The organism is Alloprevotella sp. oral taxon 473 str. F0040 (genome assembly GCF_000318095.2).
Classification (GTDB): domain Bacteria; phylum Bacteroidota; class Bacteroidia; order Bacteroidales; family Bacteroidaceae; genus Alloprevotella.
This window is the reverse complement of sequence record NZ_KB290705.1, coordinates 75616-98124: the sequence shown is the minus strand read 5'-3', so window position 1 is coordinate 98124 and position 22509 is coordinate 75616. Positions and strand designations below refer to the sequence as shown.

The 22509-nt window shown below is 45.9% G+C and carries 14 protein-coding genes; 4 read left to right on the top strand and 10 right to left on the bottom strand.

Annotated features, from left to right (window positions below):
* Positions 1-525 precede the first annotated feature (525 nt).
* The 6 genes from HMPREF9999_RS00855 to HMPREF9999_RS00830 form a co-directional block, all read right to left on the bottom strand.
* Positions 526-3552, bottom strand: coding sequence for an endo-beta-N-acetylglucosaminidase (locus tag HMPREF9999_RS00855; RefSeq protein ID WP_009436367.1), 3027 nt, complete (start codon positions 3550-3552; stop codon positions 526-528).
* A 129-nt stretch (positions 3553-3681) separates the two neighbouring features.
* Positions 3682-5472: a SusD/RagB family nutrient-binding outer membrane lipoprotein gene (locus tag HMPREF9999_RS00850; protein ID WP_009436366.1), complete on the bottom strand. Its 1791-nt coding sequence runs from the start codon at positions 5470-5472 to the stop codon at positions 3682-3684.
* Between the two features lie 12 nt (positions 5473-5484).
* Positions 5485-8880, bottom strand: coding sequence for a SusC/RagA family TonB-linked outer membrane protein (locus HMPREF9999_RS00845; protein ID WP_009436365.1), 3396 nt, complete (start codon positions 8878-8880; stop codon positions 5485-5487).
* 420 nt (positions 8881-9300) lie between these two features.
* Complete coding sequence (locus HMPREF9999_RS09785) at positions 9301-10545, bottom strand: GSCFA domain-containing protein (RefSeq protein ID WP_052316446.1); 1245 nt, start codon at positions 10543-10545, stop codon at positions 9301-9303.
* Positions 10546-10551: 6 nt separating this feature from the next.
* On the bottom strand, positions 10552-11877 hold the full coding sequence (locus tag HMPREF9999_RS00835; RefSeq protein ID WP_009436362.1) for a hypothetical protein: 1326 nt from the start codon (positions 11875-11877) through the stop codon (positions 10552-10554).
* A gap of 73 nt (positions 11878-11950) precedes the next feature.
* Positions 11951-12943 carry a DMT family transporter gene (locus HMPREF9999_RS00830; RefSeq protein WP_052316445.1) on the bottom strand — a complete coding sequence of 331 codons (993 nt, stop codon included), beginning with the start codon at positions 12941-12943 and terminating at the stop codon, positions 11951-11953.
* Between the two features lie 85 nt (positions 12944-13028).
* Between HMPREF9999_RS00830 and HMPREF9999_RS00825 the strand changes: the two genes are divergently transcribed.
* Positions 13029-13952: a tRNA dihydrouridine synthase gene (locus HMPREF9999_RS00825; protein WP_009436360.1), complete on the top strand. Its 924-nt coding sequence runs from the start codon at positions 13029-13031 to the stop codon at positions 13950-13952.
* A gap of 124 nt (positions 13953-14076) precedes the next feature.
* On the top strand, positions 14077-15249 hold the full coding sequence (locus HMPREF9999_RS00820; protein ID WP_009436359.1) for an FprA family A-type flavoprotein: 1173 nt from the start codon (positions 14077-14079) through the stop codon (positions 15247-15249).
* Positions 15250-15459: 210 nt separating this feature from the next.
* On the opposite strand, the gene HMPREF9999_RS00815 is transcribed toward HMPREF9999_RS00820, so the two are convergent.
* From HMPREF9999_RS00815 to HMPREF9999_RS00800, 4 genes are all read right to left on the bottom strand, one after another.
* Complete coding sequence (locus HMPREF9999_RS00815; protein WP_009436358.1) at positions 15460-16515, bottom strand: endonuclease/exonuclease/phosphatase family protein; 1056 nt, start codon at positions 16513-16515, stop codon at positions 15460-15462.
* A 234-nt stretch (positions 16516-16749) separates the two neighbouring features.
* Positions 16750-17223, bottom strand: a complete 474-nt coding sequence (gene rlmH, locus HMPREF9999_RS00810; RefSeq protein WP_009436357.1) for a 23S rRNA (pseudouridine(1915)-N(3))-methyltransferase RlmH — start codon at positions 17221-17223, stop codon at positions 16750-16752.
* Positions 17224-17752: 529 nt separating this feature from the next.
* Positions 17753-18583: a zinc ribbon domain-containing protein gene (locus HMPREF9999_RS00805; RefSeq protein ID WP_009436355.1), complete on the bottom strand. Its 831-nt coding sequence runs from the start codon at positions 18581-18583 to the stop codon at positions 17753-17755.
* Between the two features lie 166 nt (positions 18584-18749).
* The gene (locus HMPREF9999_RS00800) at positions 18750-19535 is read right to left on the bottom strand and encodes a Nif3-like dinuclear metal center hexameric protein (RefSeq protein ID WP_009436354.1); all 786 of its coding nucleotides are present in this window, start codon (positions 19533-19535) and stop codon (positions 18750-18752) included.
* Positions 19536-19665: 130 nt separating this feature from the next.
* Between HMPREF9999_RS00800 and HMPREF9999_RS00795 the strand changes: the two genes are divergently transcribed.
* Positions 19666-20439 (top strand): AMP nucleosidase, encoded by a 774-nt coding sequence (locus HMPREF9999_RS00795; RefSeq protein WP_009436353.1) that lies wholly within the window; start codon positions 19666-19668, stop codon positions 20437-20439.
* 240 nt (positions 20440-20679) lie between these two features.
* Positions 20680-21705: a DNA polymerase III subunit delta gene (gene holA, locus HMPREF9999_RS00790; protein WP_009436352.1), complete on the top strand. Its 1026-nt coding sequence runs from the start codon at positions 20680-20682 to the stop codon at positions 21703-21705.
* The last annotated feature ends 804 nt before the right edge of the window (positions 21706-22509 follow it).

Below are 22509 nucleotides of genomic sequence, written 5' to 3'. Positions count from 1 at the left end.
GATTTGCTGGTCAGATAATAACGAGCGTAGAGGAAGAGCGTATGAAAAATGGGGTACAGAGATAAATGCTCAGCTGTACCAGATGCATTGTATGTTGCTTCTCTCTGATAGGGAAGTGTGAGTGTGGCCTTAGCTTTTACTACTCTTTCATTGTTCTTTGGAACTCTCTATCCTTCTCTATTGGTTTTTCGATACTGCAGGAAGATAGAGCGTAATCATCTTCCAGTAATAACCTGATAATTATCTTAAATTGCTTTGTCTGTTTGATAAAATGGAGTAAAGATGGAGAATGTCTGTCATTTTTCTGCTGTTTTTTCACTCTTACGTCTTATATCCTTCCATATATATGAGAGGGGTGTTTGTGAAGATAATTGGGGGTGTATGCATAATGTGTTTCATTGAGGAAATTTAGGTAGGCTATATACAGAGGTGTGCGAGAGTGAATGAAGAATCAATGATGTTAGAAACATGAATCGCCCCCATTTCAGAGGAGAAATGGGGGCGATTAGATAGAGAAGAGGGAGATTATTTCACTACGAACTTAGTAGAACGAATAACGCCCTTGTTTTGCATCTTCACGAGGTAAACACCAGGAACGAGGTCTTGCGTGTTGATGGCTTCGCCGTTAGATCCAACAACGAACTTACCGTCTGCACCATATACCCATGCTTGTTGTACGTTGGTGAATTGGAGTACGCCATCTGCATAGTTTGCGCGGCTTACTTCGTCAAATACCTTGTTGACTGCAGTGGGGTAGTTGGGCTTTTCGTCCTTGATGCGATCGGGTTCGTCAGCAGCACCTTGGTCGTGCGAGTCATTAGGCATACGACCAGCATTAGTACCTTCAATTTCTACACCGAAGTCGATGGAGAATCCCTTGTTGTGGAGACCTGTGGGCAAGAATGCACCAGCGAACCAAGCATCAGAGAAGACGATGCGTAGACGGCTCTTACCAGGACGAGCGTCAGCAGGAACTTCGAAAGTAGTAGAGATACCTTGAGTTTCAAATTCAGGAGTACCAGCACGCACTTTACCTACCTTGAAGATTCGTTCTCCTTCCTTGGGATTTTCGTCAATAGCATCAGGGTTGAAAGACTTAGAACCATCAAGATCCATCCAACCACCAGCGAAGCACCAGCGGAGACCGTCTTTCTTGGAGAGGTTGCTAGTGTCGAAGCACTTGATGGTGAGTGTTACCTTTTGACCTTGCTTCACCTTGAGCACTTGGTTACGAGCATCAGCATACTGGCTTCCGTCAGCAACAGGAGCGTCTGCGTGATAGTTAAGATTTTGAGTAGCTCCAGTAGTGGTAACAGCTGTTACATAGCGCTGTTGACGTGCAATGTCAGCTCCATCACAGTTGGGATTCATAGCAGAAATGCCGTAAGGATCTACTTCTTGAATCTTGGGAGCGTTAGGATCACGAGTTACCTTTTGCCATTGAACTGTAGAGTATTGTTTGAGGTCAGCTGAAACTGCACGAACACCGAAGTATGGTTCTGCACCATCTTCCAACTCGAAGTCAGGAACAACTGCAGCCCATTGAGAGGTAAGACCAACTACTTGCACTTTACCATCTTGGCCATTCTTGTAAAGCACCTCAAAGTGATCAATGTTAGCTTCGTCATTGTAGAGAAGATCATTGGCTTTGCGATCCTTAGCTTCTGCATCCACGCCCCAAGAGAGCTTAGCAGTCATAGACTTGTTGGTTTCTTTTTTGACTTCAACCAAAAGGTCTTTCAACTCAGCGGGCTTCAAGAAGCTGTCGTCGTTAATCTCAAGTTTACCCACATTGAGCAGGTACTTGTCAGAACCATCTTTCACACGAAGACCGATGGCGGTGATGGTGCTACCTTGAGTGAGGTTTACTGGAAGTTTCTTTTCTTCCCAAGTATTACCGCTAACTTCACCATAAGGAACTTCGACCCAGTTTTCACCTACTTTAAGGATAGCTGAGAGATTAGATTGACCAGCACCAGCAAGTTTCTTAACAGCGAGTTTGACAACAGGATTAGCTGCACCAACCTTTAGGTCGGTTTGGTAAAGTACGATGTCTGTAGCTTGTGAAGCATCGCCCTTGAGCTCGAGGCAAGAACCACCAATATAGGCATCGTCATGAGAGAACTCAGGTTGGATAGCAGTAGAAATATTTTTCGTTCCAGCGTTGTAAACCAACCAACGGTAGGTGGGCATCATGTCTTGAGCAGCCATGTTGTACCAAGAACCAGCTGTCTTCTTACCCTTATAGTTGAAGCGTTCTCCGTTACCCAAGTTGAAATGAGTAGCGAAGGGAAGATTTCCTTGAACTGTAGAACGTTCAGGAATAAATTCTGCAAGACCACAGAAGGTTTGGAGAGGAAGTTTATCTCCTTCTTGTTCCCAGTTGTTTCCTGTATTACTTACTGCAGGACGTTTAATAGGATTGCGGTTACCACCAGAGAAAGCGCGTTCTAGCAAACGTTGGTAGTTGCGCTGTGCATCAAAGGCATCTTTACCCTTGTTGTAGCTCATGAAGCGGCTTTCACCATGTTCACCCCAAAGACAGATGTTGATATCGTTATTCTTGCTAAGGTTACTCCACGAACGATTCATCGTTACAATCCACGTGCTGGCGTATAGTCCTTCTGTTGTTTCCATTGCTTTTTTAGCTGCATTAACAGAGCGTTCCATTGTGGATACAGGTATGAAGTTGTCGCCACTATAATTGAGCATCAAATCGTGAGTCTTTCCTCCATTTGCTAGATCTCCAAACAAGGCTTTAGCATTGTATTCACTCAAGCTGCTTTGGCTAGTATAAATACCAGAGTGGTAGTTTTTGAAGCCTTTCTTTGCTGCAATTTTCCAGAGTTCCTGGTGGAAAGCTACTATTTCAGGTCTGTCATAACCAGAATCTTCCCAGTTATAGTTGATACCATCAGAACCGAAATACATCAATACATTGATGAGAGGTTCAGCATAGGTAAACTTACCTTCTGGTGTTTTGGCTAAGATGAAAGCTTCCCAAGCGTTAGAACTACCATTACGTCCTCCCGTTGTGTCAAAGAACTTGATACCAGAGAAGATGTCTGTGCCATGCTTGTGAGCAGCATCTACCCAGCAACCAGGAGCTGTGAAGAGACCATGATTCCAAGAACCAAACAAGTTGGTGTAGTTCCACATGGAGTATACATCTGCTGCAAACTTACCACTAGGATAACCGACGTCTCCGCCTTTACCAGCATCCATGGGGATGTTCATCCACAAATCGCGACCTTCGCGAGTGCTTTGTACCACACGATTGGCTTGGCTCAACAAGTTGCGAGGGCGCATGTGTGAGCGTACGAAGGCCAAATCACTGGGAAGGATACCGATTTCTTTAAATTCGGCAAGAGTGGGGTAATCACGACCTTCTGCTTTGACTTTGGCAAAGAGTTCAAGAATTTTAGTTTCGCTAAAACCTGAAAAGTCGTAAACACTTGCAGAAGCTGCTTTCTCAGCTGAGATTGTTTGCGCAAAACTAGGCAAACCTAGAAGAGCGCATGCCATAGTGGCAAGAAGAGTAAACTTTCTCATGATAATAATTAAAGTGTTAGTTGGGAATAATAGGATTATATCTCAAATGGGAAAAGAGGGGAATTCTAAGGAGATTATAAAATTCCCCTCTTATCCACTTTAGAAAATTATAGATCCAGAGTGTTTATGTTAGAAGTTTGGACCAGGTACGTCCCACCAGAGTCTAGTGCCTTGGAAGTCTGCTCCACCAAGAGCATGCAATCCACTGCGGTCAACAATGGCTTGGCCTTGTGGATCTGTGGGCAACCAGGGTACACGACGGATGATGTCGCCATAATCTAGTGTTCCATCACCATCCTCAGGATTGAGGACTGGGAAGAGCTTAGGATAGCCTGTGCGGCGAAGCTCTGCCCAAGCTTCAGTAGAGAGTGGGAAGAGTGCGATGTACTTTTGAGTGATAATCTTTTCGAGTTTCACTTCACGATCATCAGCTTCGTTCCACTTCACACCAATCTTGGTGACTGATGCCCAGTCTTCACCTCCCATAGGATCCTTTTGTACGTAGGGAGTTGGCTGTTCCTTCTTGAGATATTCGTCAATGTATTGTGGGAATTCAGAATAATTCAAGTTTTCTGGGTCTTCAAAGTAGCTGTGACGGACACCTTCGTTGTAGAAATGTTCGGCTGTGCCTCCCATGTTCCAACCACGTAGTGCACCTTCAGCACGCAAGAAGCAAACTTCTGCATACTTGACGAAGTAGAGAGGAGCTTCTGCAATAGGATCTGAATTGAACGAAGAATAACGCTCGTATTCATTGCTTTCAGGAGATTGACCATCCTTTACGCGAGTCCCCGTACGGATACCGACGATGCGTTGGTCTTTCTCAAGAACTTCACCCGTGCGAGGGTTCTTGATGTCCAAGCTGTTCTTTTTCCAGAAGTACTTGGTCATGGGGTGATCCAAACTCATCAGGAGACTTTCGAATGATGCGCTCATACGAGTGTCGTTCCAGCTGTTGGCTAGTTCTACGAGAGGATGTGAGAAACCGCTGATCAATTGGAAAATACCTTGTTGATCTTCTACACGTTCTACCACACCCGAAGCTACAGCTTCTTCTGCCCATTGCTTAGCCAATGTAGGATTTACTTTGACAATGTGCATAGCCATACGAAGTTTAAGTGAGTTAGCCAAAGCGATATAGCTTTCAATTCCTGGCTTACCCATGAGCTTAGCACGACTTGTAACATTATATTGGTTGAGCGCTTTTGCTATCTCTTGTTTGTACCAATCAGGACGTGTCTCATAATTCTTGAGGCATGCCACAATCGTATTAAGATTGCTCACGATACCATTATAGATGGTGGGCAGGTCATTATAAATCGTAGGATTTTCTGAATTCTGCTTATCTTCCAAATAACTGAAAGGTCCTGAAAGGTCTGCTCTTTCTTGTGCTGCAAGACAATAGTAAAGCAGGTTGATTGCTTTCAGCTCTGGCACGCGGTCAATCATTGGGTGGTTCAAGAGTGGCATCAGTGCATTTTTAGCACCTCCATATCCTCCATGAGGCCCACCATTAAACTTCTCAGAGATGTTATAAGAAGAAGTCAATGTCGTGTTGCTGTAAGGGAAGTCCTTGTGAGGAACCACGAGATACTGCGCATAAGCATCAATACCCAAGTTGTATTGGAACTGATAGGCGTGAGCGGCAGGTGTTTTACCATCTTTACCCCCTCTCAAGTAATACTGAGCAGTTTTGCTCTGTCCCAAGTTGATTTTTAGTGCTTCGAGTGCTTCTGCTACTTCCTCTTGAGTGGCAAGTTTTGAGAAGTCTATCTTGTCTACATTACCTTGGTGCTTCTCAGGGCTTTCTTGCGTTTGCAATGAATTGAACTCTGCACCAGGATTGTCATAATCCAAGCAGGATTGCAGGCTGCAAGCTCCTAACATGAGAGCAGAGGCAAAATATAAATTAAGTTTCATGATCGTCGAAGATTAGAAATTGAGTTTCACATTGAAGCCGAAAGAACGTGCTGAAGGCATATTGAACATTTCGAATCCATTCAATCCATTACCAGTTGAGAGTGAGATATCTGGATCTACTGGTGCATCTTTGTAGATGAAGAAGAGGTTACGCGCAACTGCAGAAACGCTCAAGTTCTTGTTTTCACCAAACAAATTACGCCAAGTGTAGCCTAATGAAAGTTCACGTACACGGAAGTTTGTGGCATTGTAAACATAGCTTGAAGCATCGTTTGTACCGATGGCCTCATAGTATTCCTTGATAGGTACGATGTCGCGACCATCATTGATGTACATGCCAGGTGCTCCATTAGCAGTTTTGATGCCTTCCTTTTCAGCCTTGAGGCGTGCTTTAGCGGTGCGCTCAGAAAGGCCTAAACGATCGAGATAGCTTTCTGTGAGTGAAATCACCTTACCACCGATGCGACCATTGATTAAAAGGTAGAGCGAGAAGTTCTTATAGAAGAATGTGTTGCTCCAAGAGAGTTGAACGTCTGAGTTCATATTTCCCAAGAAACGACCATATTTACGTCCAGGTTTGGTTAATACACGTCCAGAGTTGGAAATAGTTTTGGTGTTTCCATCAAAAGAAGGAGTACCATTGCTATTGACGAAGATGTCACCAGCTTTGTGGACTAGTTTACCATTGCCTTCCGTGTTGTATATATTCTTGGCTTTTTCCTCATCAGTTTGGTATACGTCAGTTGCCCAGCGTGTATAGTCACTTGCGTATACGTTACCATACTTCTGACCTTCGATGTACTTCAACTGCAGACCATTGGCGATATCAAGTGGCAAATCTTGACTGAAACCATTCTTGTCACGATAAGTGCGTTCAATCTTGTTGAAGTTATAAGAGAAGTTCACGCTAGTCTTCCAACGGAGACCTGGGAGAACATTTTGCCAGTCGTATCCAAAGGTAGTTTCGATACCTTGGTTGCGAATACGTCCAGAGTTGACAGGTTGGGACTTTCCATTTGTACCGCGCACATTGAGATAGAGGTTGTGCATGGCAGAGTTATAGTAAGTAACGTCAACGTTGAGTCGGTTGTTGAAGAATTGCATTTCAAGCCCCGTCTCAAATGACTTTGTTTTCTCTGGAATAGGATCGAAAGAGTTGCTGCCACCTACGGTGTAAGTACCTGTGCGAGGATCGTAGGAAACGGCATTCATCACCACGTTAGGAATAGAGTTACCTACTTCTGAGTAGCTCAAACGATACTTGATGTATTCGTTCTTCATGTTGAGTAGCTCAGAGATGATGGCATTAGCACCAAATCCGAAATAACCATAGTTATCCTTCGTTCCAAGATATGAGAATTGGCGAAAGGTGCGATACCAGTCATGACGATAAGAAGCGTCAAAGTAAACACGCTCTTTCCATCCAAACTGAGTAGTGAAAAGGGCTGCCTTGTCCCAGTTACTGCTTCTAGACTTGTTGGTAACGCTTGCACCACCAGCATTGGGCTCAAAGTGGTTGATGGTTGTAGGTAGCTCCGTCATGATACCATTCTTGGTCATGTCAAACGTAGCTGTAGCATCAGTTGAAGTAGTTTCGCCTTTGATGACGTGGCCCACCCATCCAGCAGTGGTAGAAACGCTCCAATCTTGGATTTGTTTGTTGTAAGAAAGCAAGTAGTCTGTATAAATCTCGCTAGAGCGACTGTTGGTCAACCAGTAACGACCATAAGCATTCATAGAAGCAGGATCCCAAGTCGTAGCATATCGCTTAGATTCAGAATTGTACTTCGTATGATCTAGTGAGACACGAGCTTGGAAAGCTAGGCCATCATAGATATCAACCTTACCTTGCAATGAACCATAGAAGCGGTCTTCGCGATTGACACCACTATTCTGTCTGAGCAACCAATAGGGGTTGTTTTTACCAGGAGATTGGAATGCCCAGTTTTGCATTGGACCAGACAGTTCTGCTTGGCCTTGTGTAGCAGTGTAGCTTCCGTTGAGAAGTTTGTAGTAGTTTTGTCGTTGTGAGAGCCACTTACCTTCACCAACGTAATTGTTGCGATAGTATCCGAAGTCTACATCGCGAGGCATGGTATAAAGGTCATATAGAGGGTTACCAGCTACACCACCACCCACACGGTTACGTGTTTTAGTTTGTACGTAGTTGGCATTCGCATCAATTGATACGCGTTCCCACAATTTATAGTTTTGACGGAAAGCAATAGTATTACGATTATAGGTATTGCTTTCAATCATACCTGCAGAGTGCGAATTAGCGAAAGAGAAATAGGTGCGTACCTTTTCCGTGCCGCCAGAGAGAGAGGCAGAGTTATTGGTGGTAAAACCAGTGCGGAAGAAGTTTTTCATATCATCCGCAGCAGAGTTGCGCAGATATACATCACGACCATTACCTTGGATATCGCCACCATTAGGAACGTGGATTTTGTAACCACCACCCTCACCACTCAGCTTCTTACCCCAGCTATGTACATTTAGGGCGTTTCCGTCATAACCACCATATACATTTTGAATCTGAGGAGTGAGCAATGGGGTGTCGAAGGTCACATTAGAAGTAAAGTTTACATCGAGTTTACCTTCCTTACCTTTCTTCGTTGTAATCATTACAACACCATTTGCAGCGGCAGAACCATAAAGAGCAGCAGCATTGGCACCCTTCAAGATGTTCATCGATTCGATGTCATCAGGGTTAATCATAGAGAGAGGGTCAGAGCCTTCTGTTCTACCTTCAGCTGCGAATCCTGTTCCAGAGATTTGACCACGAATGTTGTTGGTCATAGGCACACCGTCCACCACAATGAGAGGAGCGTTGTTACCAAGGATAGACTTATTACCACGAAGTGTGATTTTAGAAGCACCACCAGCACCACCAGCAGAAGGAGTGATGGTCACACCCGAAATTTTACCCTCGATACTGTTTACCAAGTTCGGGTCTTGCACCTTCATCAATTCATCTGAACGTAGCAATTGCGTGGAATAAGTCAGAGAACTTGCTTTGCGGGTGATACCCATGGCTGTAACAACCACCTCATTGAGGTTGGAGGTTTCTTCCTCAAGGGTAAAGTTAAGTTCTGAGGTACCATCCCATTTCACCGTTTGCGACTTGTAACCGATAAGCGAGACTTTGATAGTAGCACCGGGCTTGACATTCTTAATCGTGAATGAACCATTCAGCTCGGTAGTCGTACCGATGCCGGCACCTACAACGATGACATAAGCACCTACAGCAGGTTCGCCTGTAGCATCAATTACCCGTCCTTTAACAACGGATTTCTGTTGTACACTTGAAGTAGCTGCATGAAGCGTAGTGGGGACAAAGGCACCTGCCCCACCAGTCAGCATTGCAATCAAGAGCATAGCTCTCACAGATAGCATAGGCTTAATCATAGCATGTTGTATTTATTTTTAAATTCTCTGCCGTATTTATATGCAGGAAAGATTGATATTTTGAATTTTGTATGCAATTTTGCTAAGTTCAGTAAGCATTTTTGTATAGCGAAGATACGGATAAAGAATCTTACTTCCAAATGTTCTGCAATTTTTTTTTAGACTCAAGGCTTCGAAAAAGAGTAAAAATGGAGGTGTTAGTTCGTTGCTAACTTATTGTTATATAGAACGATGAGCGTTTCTTAATCAGTGGTTGCATTTTTTCTGAATTTTCTTGCTTTTTAGTGTCATGAGATTCCGACCTTTTAGAAGTGCTTAGTCGTAGATGGAGATGACAAAATGAGAGGATATATTGCTCTTCTGATAGAAAAGTGCAATATATCCTCTCTTTTTTGTGTCTTTTGGGGCGTTCTTTGGTCTTTATTTGGGGATAAAACCAAACCTCTGAGCGAACTTCTCAATTCTCTGTTGTGTTTGTGTATAAAAAAGCCGATAATCTTCACTTTCGGGGTGAAGCGGGCGGTGAGAAAGAGCTTGCCGAATTGAATAAAGTTGTGATGCGCAGTCCTGCAATTCTGGAGAAAAAGCGGCTAAACGGAATTTTTCCCAAATGTAATCCACTGCTTGTTCAGAAGGGTGGAGCATGTCGGGGGCAAAGAAACGATAATCTCGAAGTTCATCGAGAAGAATTTCATAAGCTGGATAGTAGTGTTGCCAAGTGTCGCAAGTAGAGGCGAGGGAAGATGTAACTACATCTGAACTCTCCTCTGCAGCTTTTTGCATGGAGGGTAAGCTATCTTCTTGGTCTCTTCCTATGTTTGAAGAAGAAATTTCGGACTTTTTCAATAAGTTCTCCGACATTTTTTCAAAAAACTCCGAGCAGTTTCCAAAAATCTCCGAGTTTTTAGCAAAACTCTCCGAGATTTTCTTGCACAGCATTGACTTATCCATAAGACCCATCAATTCGTTCTCTTGGTGAAGAGAATTTGCGTTCGCTACTTTGGAGTGTATGAGATGGTCAATCGTGAGGTGTAGGCGAGCTTTCGAGAGTTGCGATTCGTGCATCCCATGTTTGGCGTAACGATAAGGGCTAACGGTCCAAAGGAGATGGAGTTGCGGAAACTTAGCCTTGATGAGAGGCAACAACGACTCCCACACACTGATAGATTGGTCTAAAGAAGTGACTTTCTCTTCAAACATCTTACTGGGCATCTTATGACAGTTTGCCACCAAACTGCCGCAGCTGAGTGTTTCTTTGAGATAATACCCATGGTCCGTACTGAGGGTGAGAATGAGTAAATCAGCCTTTTCCAACACCGCTTGTGCTTCTTTCAAAGCCTCTTCCGCTTGGCGTATGCACCCTTCCTGAGTGGGAGCTGTAAAAGCTCCAGAGTGCCACCAACTATGCCAAAGTCCATCACGCCCTTCAAAGAAAACATCTTCGGGAAGATCAGGTGCAAAGGCTATCATCGCCAAGGCGCGCGCCAAAACCATGGGGTGGTAGAGCACGCCAAACGGATTGACACACACACTGCCAGGAGGAAGCGCGTGCGCCAACCGCTGCCCGATGTGCTCGGCAAAACAAGAACCAAGCACAACGATGCGTGACTGTGGTGTCAGTTGGAAGGAAAGAGGAGAAATCTCAATCGGTGTGGAAAATCTCATCACGATTTAGAGTTTAACTTGCACTGCAGCAGGGAACAATCTTTCAGGATCGTGGAAAAGCTCAAGGCTTTCGCGGATGTTCTTTGCATCGCATTTCACGGTGCCTTCAAACACCTTCTTGCCATTTACCCACACCTTCACAGGCTGTGCAAGGTTCACCAAAGTGTTGTCCAAAAAAATGGTGTAAGTGCCCGACTTTGCTGGAGAATAAGTGCGATTAAACTTCATCGGAATGCTCGTTCCAGGCACATTTTCCGTCACCGTATACGTCACTTCTTTTACGGTAAGGCGCACCTCATTGTTTGCCATGCTCAGATGATGGAAATAGCGGTTGGATCTTCCGTCATAGTCATTGGTTGCACCAGGGCTAGTGGCGGCAACTTCGGGCAACTTCGGCGATTCGTCCACACGAAGGTTGTAGAACCCACTGCGATAGCGACCACCCATTGGGAAGTTCTCCCAAAGGAATTCTTGGGGACGAGGATTTCTGCGATACTCTTTCAGCCAACTTGTGGTCGGATTATAGTTAATGCCGTGACCACGCCCTTGTTGCAGCTCGATGCGGTGCTTAAATGTATTAGGATATTGTTGTTCGAGTTGGTCGAACACCTCCTTAGCTACCATTGTAATTTGGTTGCGTCCAAAACCATAGTCTTGACTACCCGTGAGAAGAGAAAAAGCAATGTGCTGACAGTTCTCCGCAGGCGCATTTCGCAAAGGTTCTCCTCCAGCCATTGGACCTGCACCAGCCCAATAGTCAGCATAATAAGAAGCTAATCGCTGCGAACCATAGCCCCCTTCGGAGATACCAAATACATAGATGCGGTTGGGATCAATGTTGGGAGAAGCCATGGCTTGCTGCAACATTTCCTCCCAAGCCCATTGTTTAGACTGTTGATACCAGCGATACCACTCTCCAGTGGGATTAGGCATCTTAGGAACCACATAGGTAGAAGGCGCATCATCAAATCCTTGCGACAAACTCAGTCCAGTAGTCCATTCCTGCTCAGCCTGACCACTACCATGCAAATAGAGAAAGAGGGGATAACCACTCTTAGGTTGTTCACCTTTGGTGCCAACGTAGAATTGGAGTTCTGCATGTTCTTCTAATTGACTAGGAAGAAGCTGACTTTGTGTCGTAGGCTGCCTGAGCGAAGGAAGCGTGGCTTGTTGAAAAATCGAGAAAGCTGAAGTAGAGCATTTCACTTGTTGCTGCCAAGAGTTCCAAATATAGCGTTGAGCAGCAGGCACTTCTTGCAGAGAGAGTTCTTGTGCCTGGGCAACTAATGAAGAGCAATAGAGCGCCGCTACGAGATAATGGGTAAGATTCATGACACGAGAGTTATGTTGAGAAGGATGTTGACTAATATATAATGGTATGATGGTGCGTTAAAGCCTCTAGCAGCTAACCGATGAAGAACAAAGACACGCCTAGGACGCTCACACAAGCACCGATAATCTCTTGTGTGGCGATGCGCTGTCCGAATATCCAATGGGCAGGTGCGAGTATCAAAATCGGACTGAGCGACATGAGTGTCATGCCCACTCCAACAGATGTGTAGCGTGTGGCCATGAGCGAGAGAGAAACTCCCACAAATGGTCCAAAAACTACGGCGCAAGAGAGGATGCTCAAGCCACGCCCATCGCGAAGACTAGCGGTGAACTGCTGAGTCTTACGTGCCAAAGCCAGAACGAAGGTGAATCCCACTAGCCCTGCTACGCCACGCATGAAAGTAGCTGCGAAGGGCAAGAGCATTTTGTAAGTGTCGAGTTGTTCAGACGACAGAGATAAGGATTGCAGGCTCAAATCGTAATGATAAAGACCTTTGGCTGAGAGCACCAAACCCAGTCCTTGTCCCACACCTGCCCCTAATCCATAGAGCACTCCTCGCAAGGGGAGGCGCAGTTCCACGCGTTTTCTTTTCTGATGGTCGGCAGCATCTTTGTCGGCTTTTCCGAGAATAGAGAGAGCGATGCCTAAGCTAGTGACCGTCATGCCCACAATGCCGAGTGGTGAAATTGTTTGCCCCATAAACAACCATCCTGCTATGGCCGCCGTGGCTGGAGAAATGGTCATAAACAGCTGTGCAAAGCGTGAACCTATGAGGTGATAGGCATTGAACAAACAATAGTCGCCAAACACATAACCCACCATCCCTGAGAGCAAGAGCCATGTCCATGTGGTGGCTGAAGCAGGAGGGGGAAGCGGACTACCAGTGAAGGCAAAGAGCAACGCAGCAATCATCGACATGCTCAGAATCATGCGCCAAACATTCACCACACTTGCTCCCAAGCGTTTCGTCGCCACCTCACTAAACAGCGCACTGGCGGTCCACATGGTGGCCACAATGAGCGAGAGAGATTCACCAAAATAAGGGATAGAAGAGAGAGAAGACATAGGTTTATGGAGATTTAGGCTACAAAATTAGGTCATTTTTGTCGGACAAGAGGTGAATCTCAGAAGAAAGTTGTATTTTTGCTGTATGATTGCGTTGCATTTCGCTCCCTTGCAGGGATATACCGACGATGTTTATCGACGTTTGCACCATCAACTCGTAGGTGGGGTGGACTTCTATTATACTCCTTTTGTGCGCCTCGAGCATGGTTCACCGCGCTCTAAAGATTTGCGCGACATTCTCCCAGCACACAATGAGCATGTGCCAGTGGTGCCACAGATTATTGCGGCCGATGTGCAGGAGTTTCGCACACTCACTGACCTTATTAGGGAGAATGGTTATCGTCGCCTGGACCTCAACATGGGTTGCCCTTTTCCGCTTCAAGCCAAACATGGACGTGGCTGCGGACTTTTGGCGCAGACTGACGAGATTGCAGCAATGTTTGCAGAGATGAAACAGCACCCTGAAGTGCAATTTTCCATCAAGCTCCGCCTAGGGTGGGACAATCCCACTGTGGCGCAACTGCTTTTGCCCCTCATCAACGAAGCTCCACTCATGCAGGTCGCTTTGCATCCGCGCATCGGCACACAAGGCTACAAAGGAACGACTGATGTGGAAGCCTTTGCTGCCTTTGCTTCTGAATGCAAGAAGCCGTTAGTGTACAATGGCGATCTCACTTCGCCAGAAGAGGTGTTGCAGATACAAGAGCGTTTTCCACAACTTGTTGGGATCATGGTAGGGCGCGGTCTTTTGGCACGTCCTTCATTAGGTGCAGAGCTTCGTGAACAGCGTGAATGGACTAGACATGAGCGCATTGCATTGCTCCATCAACTGCACGATGCCCTCCATGCTCACTATGCTCGCATCATACCTGGAGAAGCGCAACTGCACCAGAAACTCCGCACTTTTTGGGATTATCTCGAACCAGAAATCGGACGTAAAGCCTTCAAAGCTGTGCACAAGGCTGGCAATCTTCGCAATTATCTTCGCGCTGTTGCCGAGGTGGTGTAATGCTCCTAGGGTGTGTGCCATTTTATGACTAAACTAGCTTCTGCTATCATACAGAATTTTCTCTCTTCCTTCCTCATCATACCACAAGAAAGTATTTCTGTCATTCTATAAAAAACAAATTGATATGATTCCTTTTGTGTCAAACACCATCAAGTACATTGGTACTGATGATCGTGATCTCGACCTCTTCGAGAGCCAATATCGCACGCCCGAAGGCATGTGCTACAACAGTTATGTGATTCTCGATGAGAAAGTTTGCATCATGGACACTGTCGATGCACGCTGCGTTGAGGAGTGGAAGGTGAATCTCCAAGTGGCTCTTGAGGGTCGCACACCAGACTACCTTGTAGTTCAGCACGTAGAACCCGACCACGCTGGTGCCATTGCTGAGACGATGAACAAGTATCCTAACTTGAAAGTCGTGGCTAGCGCAAAGGCTTTGACCTTTATTGCTCAGTTCAACGAAGGTCTCGATATGACCGACCGCACCATCACAGTGACCGATGGTAGCACACTCGACCTCGGTGGCCGCAACCTCCACTTCATCACGGCTCCTATGGTGCACTGGCCTGAAGTGATCATGACCTATGATGATGGTGACAAGGCGTTCTTCTCTGCCGATGCTTTCGGTAAGTTTGGTACATACGACGCTCACCCCAACGATTGGGCGCAAGAAGCTCGCCGCTACTATTTCAGCATCTGCGGTAAGTATGGTATGCAAGTGTCTAAGGTGCTCGAGAAAGCAGCGCAGTTTGACATAGAAGTGATTTGCTCTCTCCACGGCACGCTCCTTCGCAATGGTGAGATGGCTGAGGCCCTTCGTCTTTATGGTCTTTGGTCTAAATATGAACCCGAGAATCCTGATGGCATTGTCATTGCTTTTGCCAGCATTCACGGAGGCACCAAGGTCGCTGCTCGCCGTTTAGCTGAGGTGTTCCGCGAAAAGGGAGCTTCAGAAGTGGTGCTTCACGATCTCTGCCGTGGTTCTATTGATCACGCTCTTGCCGATGCATTCCGTTTGGGTAAGCTCGTCCTTGCTGCTTCTAGTTACGACTCTGAAGTTTTCCCACCCATGCACCACTTCACACACAAACTTCGTCTCAAAGGTTTTATCAAGCGTCGCGTGGCCATCATGGAGAATACGACTTGGGCTCCTACGGCTGCTAAGACTATCAAGGCTGAGTTAGCTAATTTCAAGAACCTTGAAGTACTCGAAGATGTAGTTTCTATCAAGAGTGCTTTGAAACAAGCTGATATTCCAGCCCTCGAAGCTCTCGCAGATGCTGTAATGGCATAAAAAGCATTGGGTTTTAGACCGAATAGATTAGGCGATGCGCCAATTATTAAGGCCTGAGTGCACTCAAGACTCCAGGTAGATATTGGGTGTCCTTTCTTTTATCGTTCATCGTTGTTCTTGTTGGTCTATCATCCTCCTCATATATAATTAAGACTCCCTCCCATTTCTGAGAAGAGATGGGAGGGAGTCTTTTTGAGAAGGAGAGAAAAGTCAATACCAAAAATCGGCAAATAGGGGAAGGTGGTCGCTGATGCCTCCATGATAGTAGGTGCCAAGGTAGGTGCGGTGCGGATGTAGTTCGCCAGACTTGGAGCATTCTAGCAAGAAGGAGGGAGCAAAAATGCGAACGTCGCAAGAGGGACGTGTGAGAAATTGGTTTTTCTTCGCTGCGTATCGAGTGTCATGTGGCGGAGAAGTAGGACGTTCTTCTGTGATAAAGTTGTGTGAAACAAGAATTTGGTCGATGCGGCCCCACTGATGTCGGAAGAAATAGGTGCCCATCACCGAGCTATTATCGAATGATTCAGGAGTCTTGGCATGAACAGTTGTTGTGGCATTTGTATCAATGCTTCTCGATGCTTTAGGCTTCCTAGAAGGTTCTTGAGAAGATGGCCCAGGATAGGGCGTTGCATGTGGTGTGAGGGCGTAGAGATAGGGCGAAAGTACACGAGCGATGGAGGGATCAGAGGGTTCGTCGTTGAAATCTCCTAGGGCAATGAGATGAGGATGAAGCCGCAGGTGGAGTAGACTGTCAGCTGTGTGAGCAATAAGATTGGCTGCTCGCTCACGATAGGGAGAGGAATGTGCTGCTCCTCCAAGGCGAGATGGGAAGTGAGCAAGAAAAACATCGAGAGTGTCACCGCGTGGCGCGCGAAAAGTGGCATGGAGTATGTCGCGCGTTGGGCGTTCGTGGAGAGAATCGAATGGCACACGGAGAGCCTGGTGCGAAATCAGCGACAAAGTGAAGGGTTGATAAAGAAGGGCAACATCGACACCACGTTGGTCGCGACTGTGGGTGACGAGATATTCGTAGCCCAAACGGGCTAAACGAGTGCGGCGACAAAGATGATGAATCACAGAGTCGTTCTCTATTTCGCAAAGTCCGATGAGGTCTATCGGTTGTAGGTCTGCTGCGGCCACGAGTGTGCGAGCTATGGCACCTTGTTTGCGCCAATAGCGTGGAGAAGTCCATTTTCGTTGAGATAAAGGTAGGAATTCTTCGTCGTGAAATCCGTCATCGTGGAGCGTGTCAAAAAGATTTTCCACATTCCAAGTGAGAACGCGAAGTCGTTTCCAAGAGCGAGCATAGTTCCGATGAGGTTGCCACTGTTGGTCTGTCGTTCTAGCTGAGGAGTAGATCGAAGGATTCTGCGCAGATATAGAGAAAACGTTAGCCCATAAAAAAGAATATAAGCTAACGATAAGAGGCAGCAGCCAGAGCACAACTGGAGACTGAGGAGAACAAGGGGATTTCATAGTATGGATGTGGGAAAAAGGGGGCTATTCGTGGTGATAGGGTTCACCGCGAAGGATGGTCATGGCGCGATAAATCTGTTCGGTGAGGAAGAGTCGCACCATTTGGTGAGAAAAAGTTAGCTTAGACAGGGAGAGTTTCTCCTTGGCAAGTGCGTAAATCTCAGATGAAAAACCATAAGGACCGCCAATGATCAGCACCATTCGTTTGGAGACTGACGACTGACGTCGATGGAGGTAGTCGGCAAACTCAATGGAGCGATATTCTTTGCCGCCTTCGTCCATGAGCACTACCCAATCTCCTTCTTTCAAACTCTTGAGAATGAGTTGACCTTCACGCTCTTTTTGCTGTGCAGTGCTGAGCGCTTTGGTGTTTTTGAGCTCGGGAATCACTTCAAGTTCAAAGGGAATGTAGTGTTTGATGCGAGAAACATAGTCCGTGATCAAAGCATTGAGGTGGGCATCGACGGTGCGACCGACAACAAGAAGGTGAAGTTTCAAGGGAGTGTGGACTTTTAGATGTGGGAAATAAGTAGTGAGACTTTAGTACTTTGACATTAGAAGGTTGCCATTCGCCTTTAGTTGGCTGCCATTCGCTTTTAGAAGATTGCTATAAGCTTTTAATAGACTAGCATCTGCCTTTAGAAGGATGATATTTACCGTTGTTAGCTAAGCATTCGCACTTTTAAAAAATGCGATTCTCCTTTATATTGCTGCGATTCGCCATCAGTGGAGGTTGCTTTTATCCTTCAGATACCAGGGGATTCTCCTATAACGCAGGACAACCTAGTTCTCTTTCTGGAGGAACTAACAAGTGGTTCCAGAGATAGACTTAGTGAGCGGAGTATTTTTCGCGGGTCTACGTGATTTTGGTCACCATTCTGAGATAAGCCTATTGAAAGCACATCGCCCTTCTGCCCAAATGGAGAGGGCAAAAGGGCGGATGTAGTTCTAATAAAGGTGGTTGCACGGATGATTCAGTAAGGATTTGTGAGCGAAGGGTGCAAATACCTTTGCGAATAGCGCAAGATTATCCTTCTGTCTCTTCAGTCTTTTTGCGACGAGAAACGCGGCGTTTTGGCTTTTCTTCAGGACGTTCAATCTTCACACCAGCAAGTTCGGGGTCAATCATGATGCGGCCGCAGTATTCGCACACAATAATCTTTTTGCGCATGCGGATGTCGAGCTGACGCTGAGGGGGAATCTTGTTGAAGCAACCACCACAAGCGTCACGTTGAACGTAGACGATGCCGAGACCATTGCGTGAGCTTTGGCGGATACGCTTGAAAGCCGTGAGCAAACGAGGTTCGATGGTGGTTTCAATAGCCTTGGCTTTTTCGCGGAGCTTTTCTTCATCAGCCTTGGTGTCGGCTACGATTTCATCAAGCTCTGCCTTCTTCTGATCCAAGTCTTGTTGGCGAGATTCAAGTGCTGCACGACCTTTTTCTAGATCACCCGTTTTGAGGTTAATTAAACGCTCAGCATCGTTAATCTTCTTGCGAAGCAACTCGATTTCGAGGCTTTGGAATTCGATCTCCTTTGAGAGGTTGTCGTATTCGCGGTTGTTGCGCACATCGTCAAGTTGGCTTTGGTAGCGCGTCATCATCTCTTGCGCTTCCTTGATACTCTCATGCTTGTGAGCAATATCACCCTTGATATGTTCGATTTCCTCCTCATACTTGTGGAGACGGTGTGAGAGACCTTCGATTTCGTCCTCAAGGTCTTGCACTTCAAGGGGAAGCTCGCCACGGAGCGTCTTAATTTCGTCAATTTCAGAGAGCTTTGTCTGGAGAGAGTAGAGGTTTTTCAGCTTCTGTTCTACAGACATGTCTGCGGAAGTGTTGTCTTTCTTTGTTGCCATTATGGTGGAATTTTATTGCGTAGTGGGAAGCGATGGGTAATGTTTATTTATATCTATGTATATGAGTCGTGCAATTACTCTTAGTATAATAGAGAGGCTATGTTGAAATGCCTAAGGACTCCTTATATATATGGTAGGTCAGCGGTTAAAATTATCGTTGCGCTACTTATAGATATTGTATAGGATTGGTATCAATCGTCGTCATCGCTGTGGGGAGCGTGGGAAATTGCTCTTGGAGAATGCGCTGGAGAAGATTGATCGTGTAGCGTTCGCTTTGATAATGTCCGAGAGCTGCGAGCCAAAGTTCATTTTCGTGACCGAAATAGTAATGGTAACCGATTTCACCCGTGAAGAAAATGTCAGCTCCAACGGCTTGTGCACGACCAATCAAGAAGTCGCCTGCACCGCCACAAAAGGCGATGCGCTGTACAGTCTGCTGAGGACCACGAGAGAAGTGGAGATTTTCTACCTTAAATTCTCGTTTGAGGAGTTGGAGGAAATCCATCACATCCATAGGTTGAGGCAAATTTCCTACTAACCCGCTTCCCGCAGGTTGGTCACCACGTCCGAGAGTTTCGAGAAAGGCTATGTCTTGCAGGCCGAGATGTTGGGCGATTTCATAATTAACACCGCCCACGGCATTGTCAAGATTGGTGTGTGCGGCATAGATGGCTACATCGTTTTGGATAGCCATTCGGAGGGTTCGCTCCACATAGGTGCTGTCGCTCACACATTTCACCCCACGAAAGAGGAGAGGGTGGTGAGCTACGATGAGATTGTAGCCACGATCCACGGCTTCTTGTACCACGGCTTCTGTGACGTCAAGGCACAATAATGCCCCTGAACACTCACTCGCTGTTAATCCACACTGTAAGCCGGCATTGTCGTAGCCTTCTTGCAGGGGCAGCGGAGCGAAATTTTCAAGGGCTGCTGCGATTTGTTTGATCTGCATAGCGCATTGCTTTGGCGGTCGATAGGAAGTGACCGCAGATATTTTCGGCAAAGTTACGATTTTCTCAGCAGGTGGACAACTCGTTCACAAATAATTTTGTAACTTTGCTCCTAAACTACAACAGAATAATATGACGAAAGAAGAAATTTGCGGCAACTGGTTGCAAAGATATACGAAAGTCCAACTTGAAGAGTTTGGCGATCTCATTCTTCTCACAAACTTCAACAATTATGTGGACATGTTTTGTGAGCAGATGAATGTGACTGCGGTGGGCTTCGATGCTAACATGCGCGCAGCTACTGCAGAGGGTATCACCATGATCAACTTTGGCATGGGGTCGCCTAATGCTGCGCTTATCATGGATTTGCTCTCAAGCGTGAAACCTCGTGCCGTGCTCTTCTTGGGTAAGACGGGAGGACTCTCCCACAAAACTCAGCTGGGCGACTATATTCTTCCCCTTGCTGGGATTCGAGGAGAGGGAACTAGTAATGACTATTTCCCACCAGAGGTGCCTGCTCTCCCTGCTTTCATGTTGCAGCGAGCTATTTCTACTGCGCTTCGTGATGCTTCTTTAGATTATTGGACGGGAACAGTTTATACAACGAACCGCCGAGTGTGGGAACATGACGAAGAGTTTAAGGCTTATCTTCGCAGAACTCGCGCCATGGCCATTGACATGGAGACCGCCACTCTCTTCTCCTGTGGATTTTATAACCATATTCCTACGGGAGCTTTGCTTTTAGTGAGCGACAACCCTATGGAACCTGAAGGTGTGAAGACGGAGAAGTCTGATAATCATGTAACGCGTAATTTTGCCGAAACACATGTACAGTTGGGTATCGCCTCCTTGCGCTTGTTGCAAGGTGACCGAAAGACGGTGCGCCACTTGAAGTTTGATTGGTAATCTCTCTTGTTATAATAGGATAAGGCGCAGGCGAATGTTCGCTGCGCCTTCTTTAATTTATGGCTTGCTCATTGTAGTTTACGGCCTTCCTGATTTATTATTTAGCTGGGCCGTATCAGTTTATGGCTAGCTTGTATTTGTTTTTGATCTGCTTATAGGAGAAACTTTATGCGGCTTTGCTCTTTTCTCTTGAAAAAAAGCTAAGGTGCATGGTGTGTACTTCTATACCTAATATATAATATGGCGAAAAAAAATCCTACGGGTGCAACACACGAGACGATTGTTGCTGATGTGCGGGCTGGAAATATTGCGCCTGTTTACTATCTCATGGGAGAAGAAAGTTATTACATCGACCATGTGGCTGACTTTCTCCTTGATAGTCTACTCCGTCCTGAGGAGCGCGACTTTAATCTCATCACACTTTTTGGAGCCGAAACTGATGCAACGGCAGTGGTGCAAGCTGCTATGGGTTTTCCTATGGGAGCAGAACGAATGGTGGTCATGGTGAAAGAAGCGCAGAACCTCAAAGATCTTGCTCCGCTTGAGGCGTACCTCAAACAGCCGCAGCCTACTTCGGTGCTCATTCTTTGCCATAAGAATGGGGTGCTCGACCGACGTAAGGGCGTGGTGAAGCTATTGGAGAAGCATGGTGTCTTAATGGAGAGCGCGAAGCTCCGCGATTATCAATTGGCCACTTGGGTGAAAAACTATGTGCAACGCAAAAAGGCTACCATCGAACCCCAAGCCGCTGAGATGCTTGCCGACTTTGTCGGGGCTGATCTCAGTCGTCTTTCGGGAGAAATCGATAAATTGCTACTCTCTGCTAAACTTTCTATCATCAGTCTTGGGTTGGTTCAAGAGCATATTGGAGTGAGTAAGGAGTTCAATATTTTTGAACTGCTGGATGCACTGGGCAAAAAAGATGTCGTAAAAGTCAATAGAATCGCGAACTACTTTGATAAAAATCCGAAGAAAAACCCTATTCAGATGGTGCTTCCTGCCTTGTTTCGTTTCTTCTCTCAGTTGATGCTCGCTTATTATACGCCCGGAACAAAAAGCCCCCGCGAGATTGCATCATGGGTAGGCGTGAGCGATTGGCAAGCAGAGCGCAATATCCTTCCTGCAATGCGCCTGTATTCTGGTCGTAAGGTAATGGATATAATAGGGCAAATTCGCCGTACGGATGCCAAAAGTAAGGGGGTAGACAACCCTGCCATTGAGTCGGGTGATCTGATGAAGGAATTGCTCTTTTTTATTCTCCATTGATTTGTTTGCATCGCGTTTACTCTACCTGCTGAAGTCTATGATTTCGTCTGGTAGTTCTTAAGGGGCTGTCTTAGGTTGTCTAAGAAAACTCTCCAGGATCTTTATCTTTAGCTTTGTTCTCTTTGGAGTATTGCTGCATACTTCTCCCTGCTGTCTTAAGGATGGTAGGGAGAAGTATTTTTTTGGGCTTTGTGTAAATGTGAAAACTAATGGCTTTAGAAGTGATGTCATGGAGGTTGATGTTATAATCTAGGAGATGAACAAACTCGCTTCCTAGAGTGGCTGAGTTTTCTTAGAGTTTTCATTTCTCTCTTGGGAGTGAGTTGTTGTAGGGTAGGAGAGTGGTGCGTGTTTTTCCGGTTGATGGGTGTTCCCCTTGCAAGAATTATTCGGAGTCTTAGAGGGTGTCTTTGTATCTTTAGGAAGAGAGCCCTTCATTCTTCCTGTTTTAAAGAAGCAACTAGAAAAGTGTATAAACTGTTCTTGAAGGTATTTTCTAGTAGGTGTGATTTTTTGCGAGACCTTTTGGGCTTCTGTTTGCGAATTTCCGATTTAGTACTCTGAAGACTGTGGAAAAGTAAAGAGAAATATGGAGGGGATGTAGTGAGAATGGGGGAGAGTGGTGAAAATGTAGTAGAAATAGCATGATCTAGCGTAAATTTGCCTTCAAAGTTCCTATTTTTACGAGTAAAACCAGGATGTTGAGGTGAAAAATCACGTTTTAGGGAGTGAAAAACCTTGTTTTTTGTGCTAGAACGTTCTTGGATTGAGATACAGAAAATGTGTATAACCTTTTGTTTTATA

Excerpts from the sequence above, each read along its gene's own strand:
- HMPREF9999_RS00855 (WP_009436367.1), bottom strand. The coding sequence starts at position 3,552 with ATGAGAAAGTTTACTCTTCTTGCCACTATGGCATGCGCTCTTCTAGGT.
- HMPREF9999_RS00850 (WP_009436366.1), bottom strand. The coding sequence starts at position 5,472 with ATGAAACTTAATTTATATTTTGCCTCTGCTCTCATGTTAGGAGCTTGC.
- HMPREF9999_RS00845 (WP_009436365.1), bottom strand. The coding sequence starts at position 8,880 with ATGATTAAGCCTATGCTATCTGTGAGAGCTATGCTCTTGATTGCAATG.
- HMPREF9999_RS09785 (WP_052316446.1), bottom strand. The coding sequence starts at position 10,545 with ATGAGATTTTCCACACCGATTGAGATTTCTCCTCTTTCCTTCCAACTG.
- HMPREF9999_RS00835 (WP_009436362.1), bottom strand. The coding sequence starts at position 11,877 with ATGAATCTTACCCATTATCTCGTAGCGGCGCTCTATTGCTCTTCATTA.
- HMPREF9999_RS00830 (WP_052316445.1), bottom strand. The coding sequence starts at position 12,943 with ATGTCTTCTCTCTCTTCTATCCCTTATTTTGGTGAATCTCTCTCGCTC.
- HMPREF9999_RS00825 (WP_009436360.1), top strand. The coding sequence starts at position 13,029 with ATGATTGCGTTGCATTTCGCTCCCTTGCAGGGATATACCGACGATGTT.
- HMPREF9999_RS00820 (WP_009436359.1), top strand. The coding sequence starts at position 14,077 with ATGATTCCTTTTGTGTCAAACACCATCAAGTACATTGGTACTGATGAT.
- HMPREF9999_RS00805 (WP_009436355.1), bottom strand. The coding sequence starts at position 18,583 with ATGGCAACAAAGAAAGACAACACTTCCGCAGACATGTCTGTAGAACAG.
- HMPREF9999_RS00800 (WP_009436354.1), bottom strand. The coding sequence starts at position 19,535 with ATGCAGATCAAACAAATCGCAGCAGCCCTTGAAAATTTCGCTCCGCTG.
- HMPREF9999_RS00795 (WP_009436353.1), top strand. The coding sequence starts at position 19,666 with ATGACGAAAGAAGAAATTTGCGGCAACTGGTTGCAAAGATATACGAAA.
- holA (WP_009436352.1), top strand. The coding sequence starts at position 20,680 with ATGGCGAAAAAAAATCCTACGGGTGCAACACACGAGACGATTGTTGCT.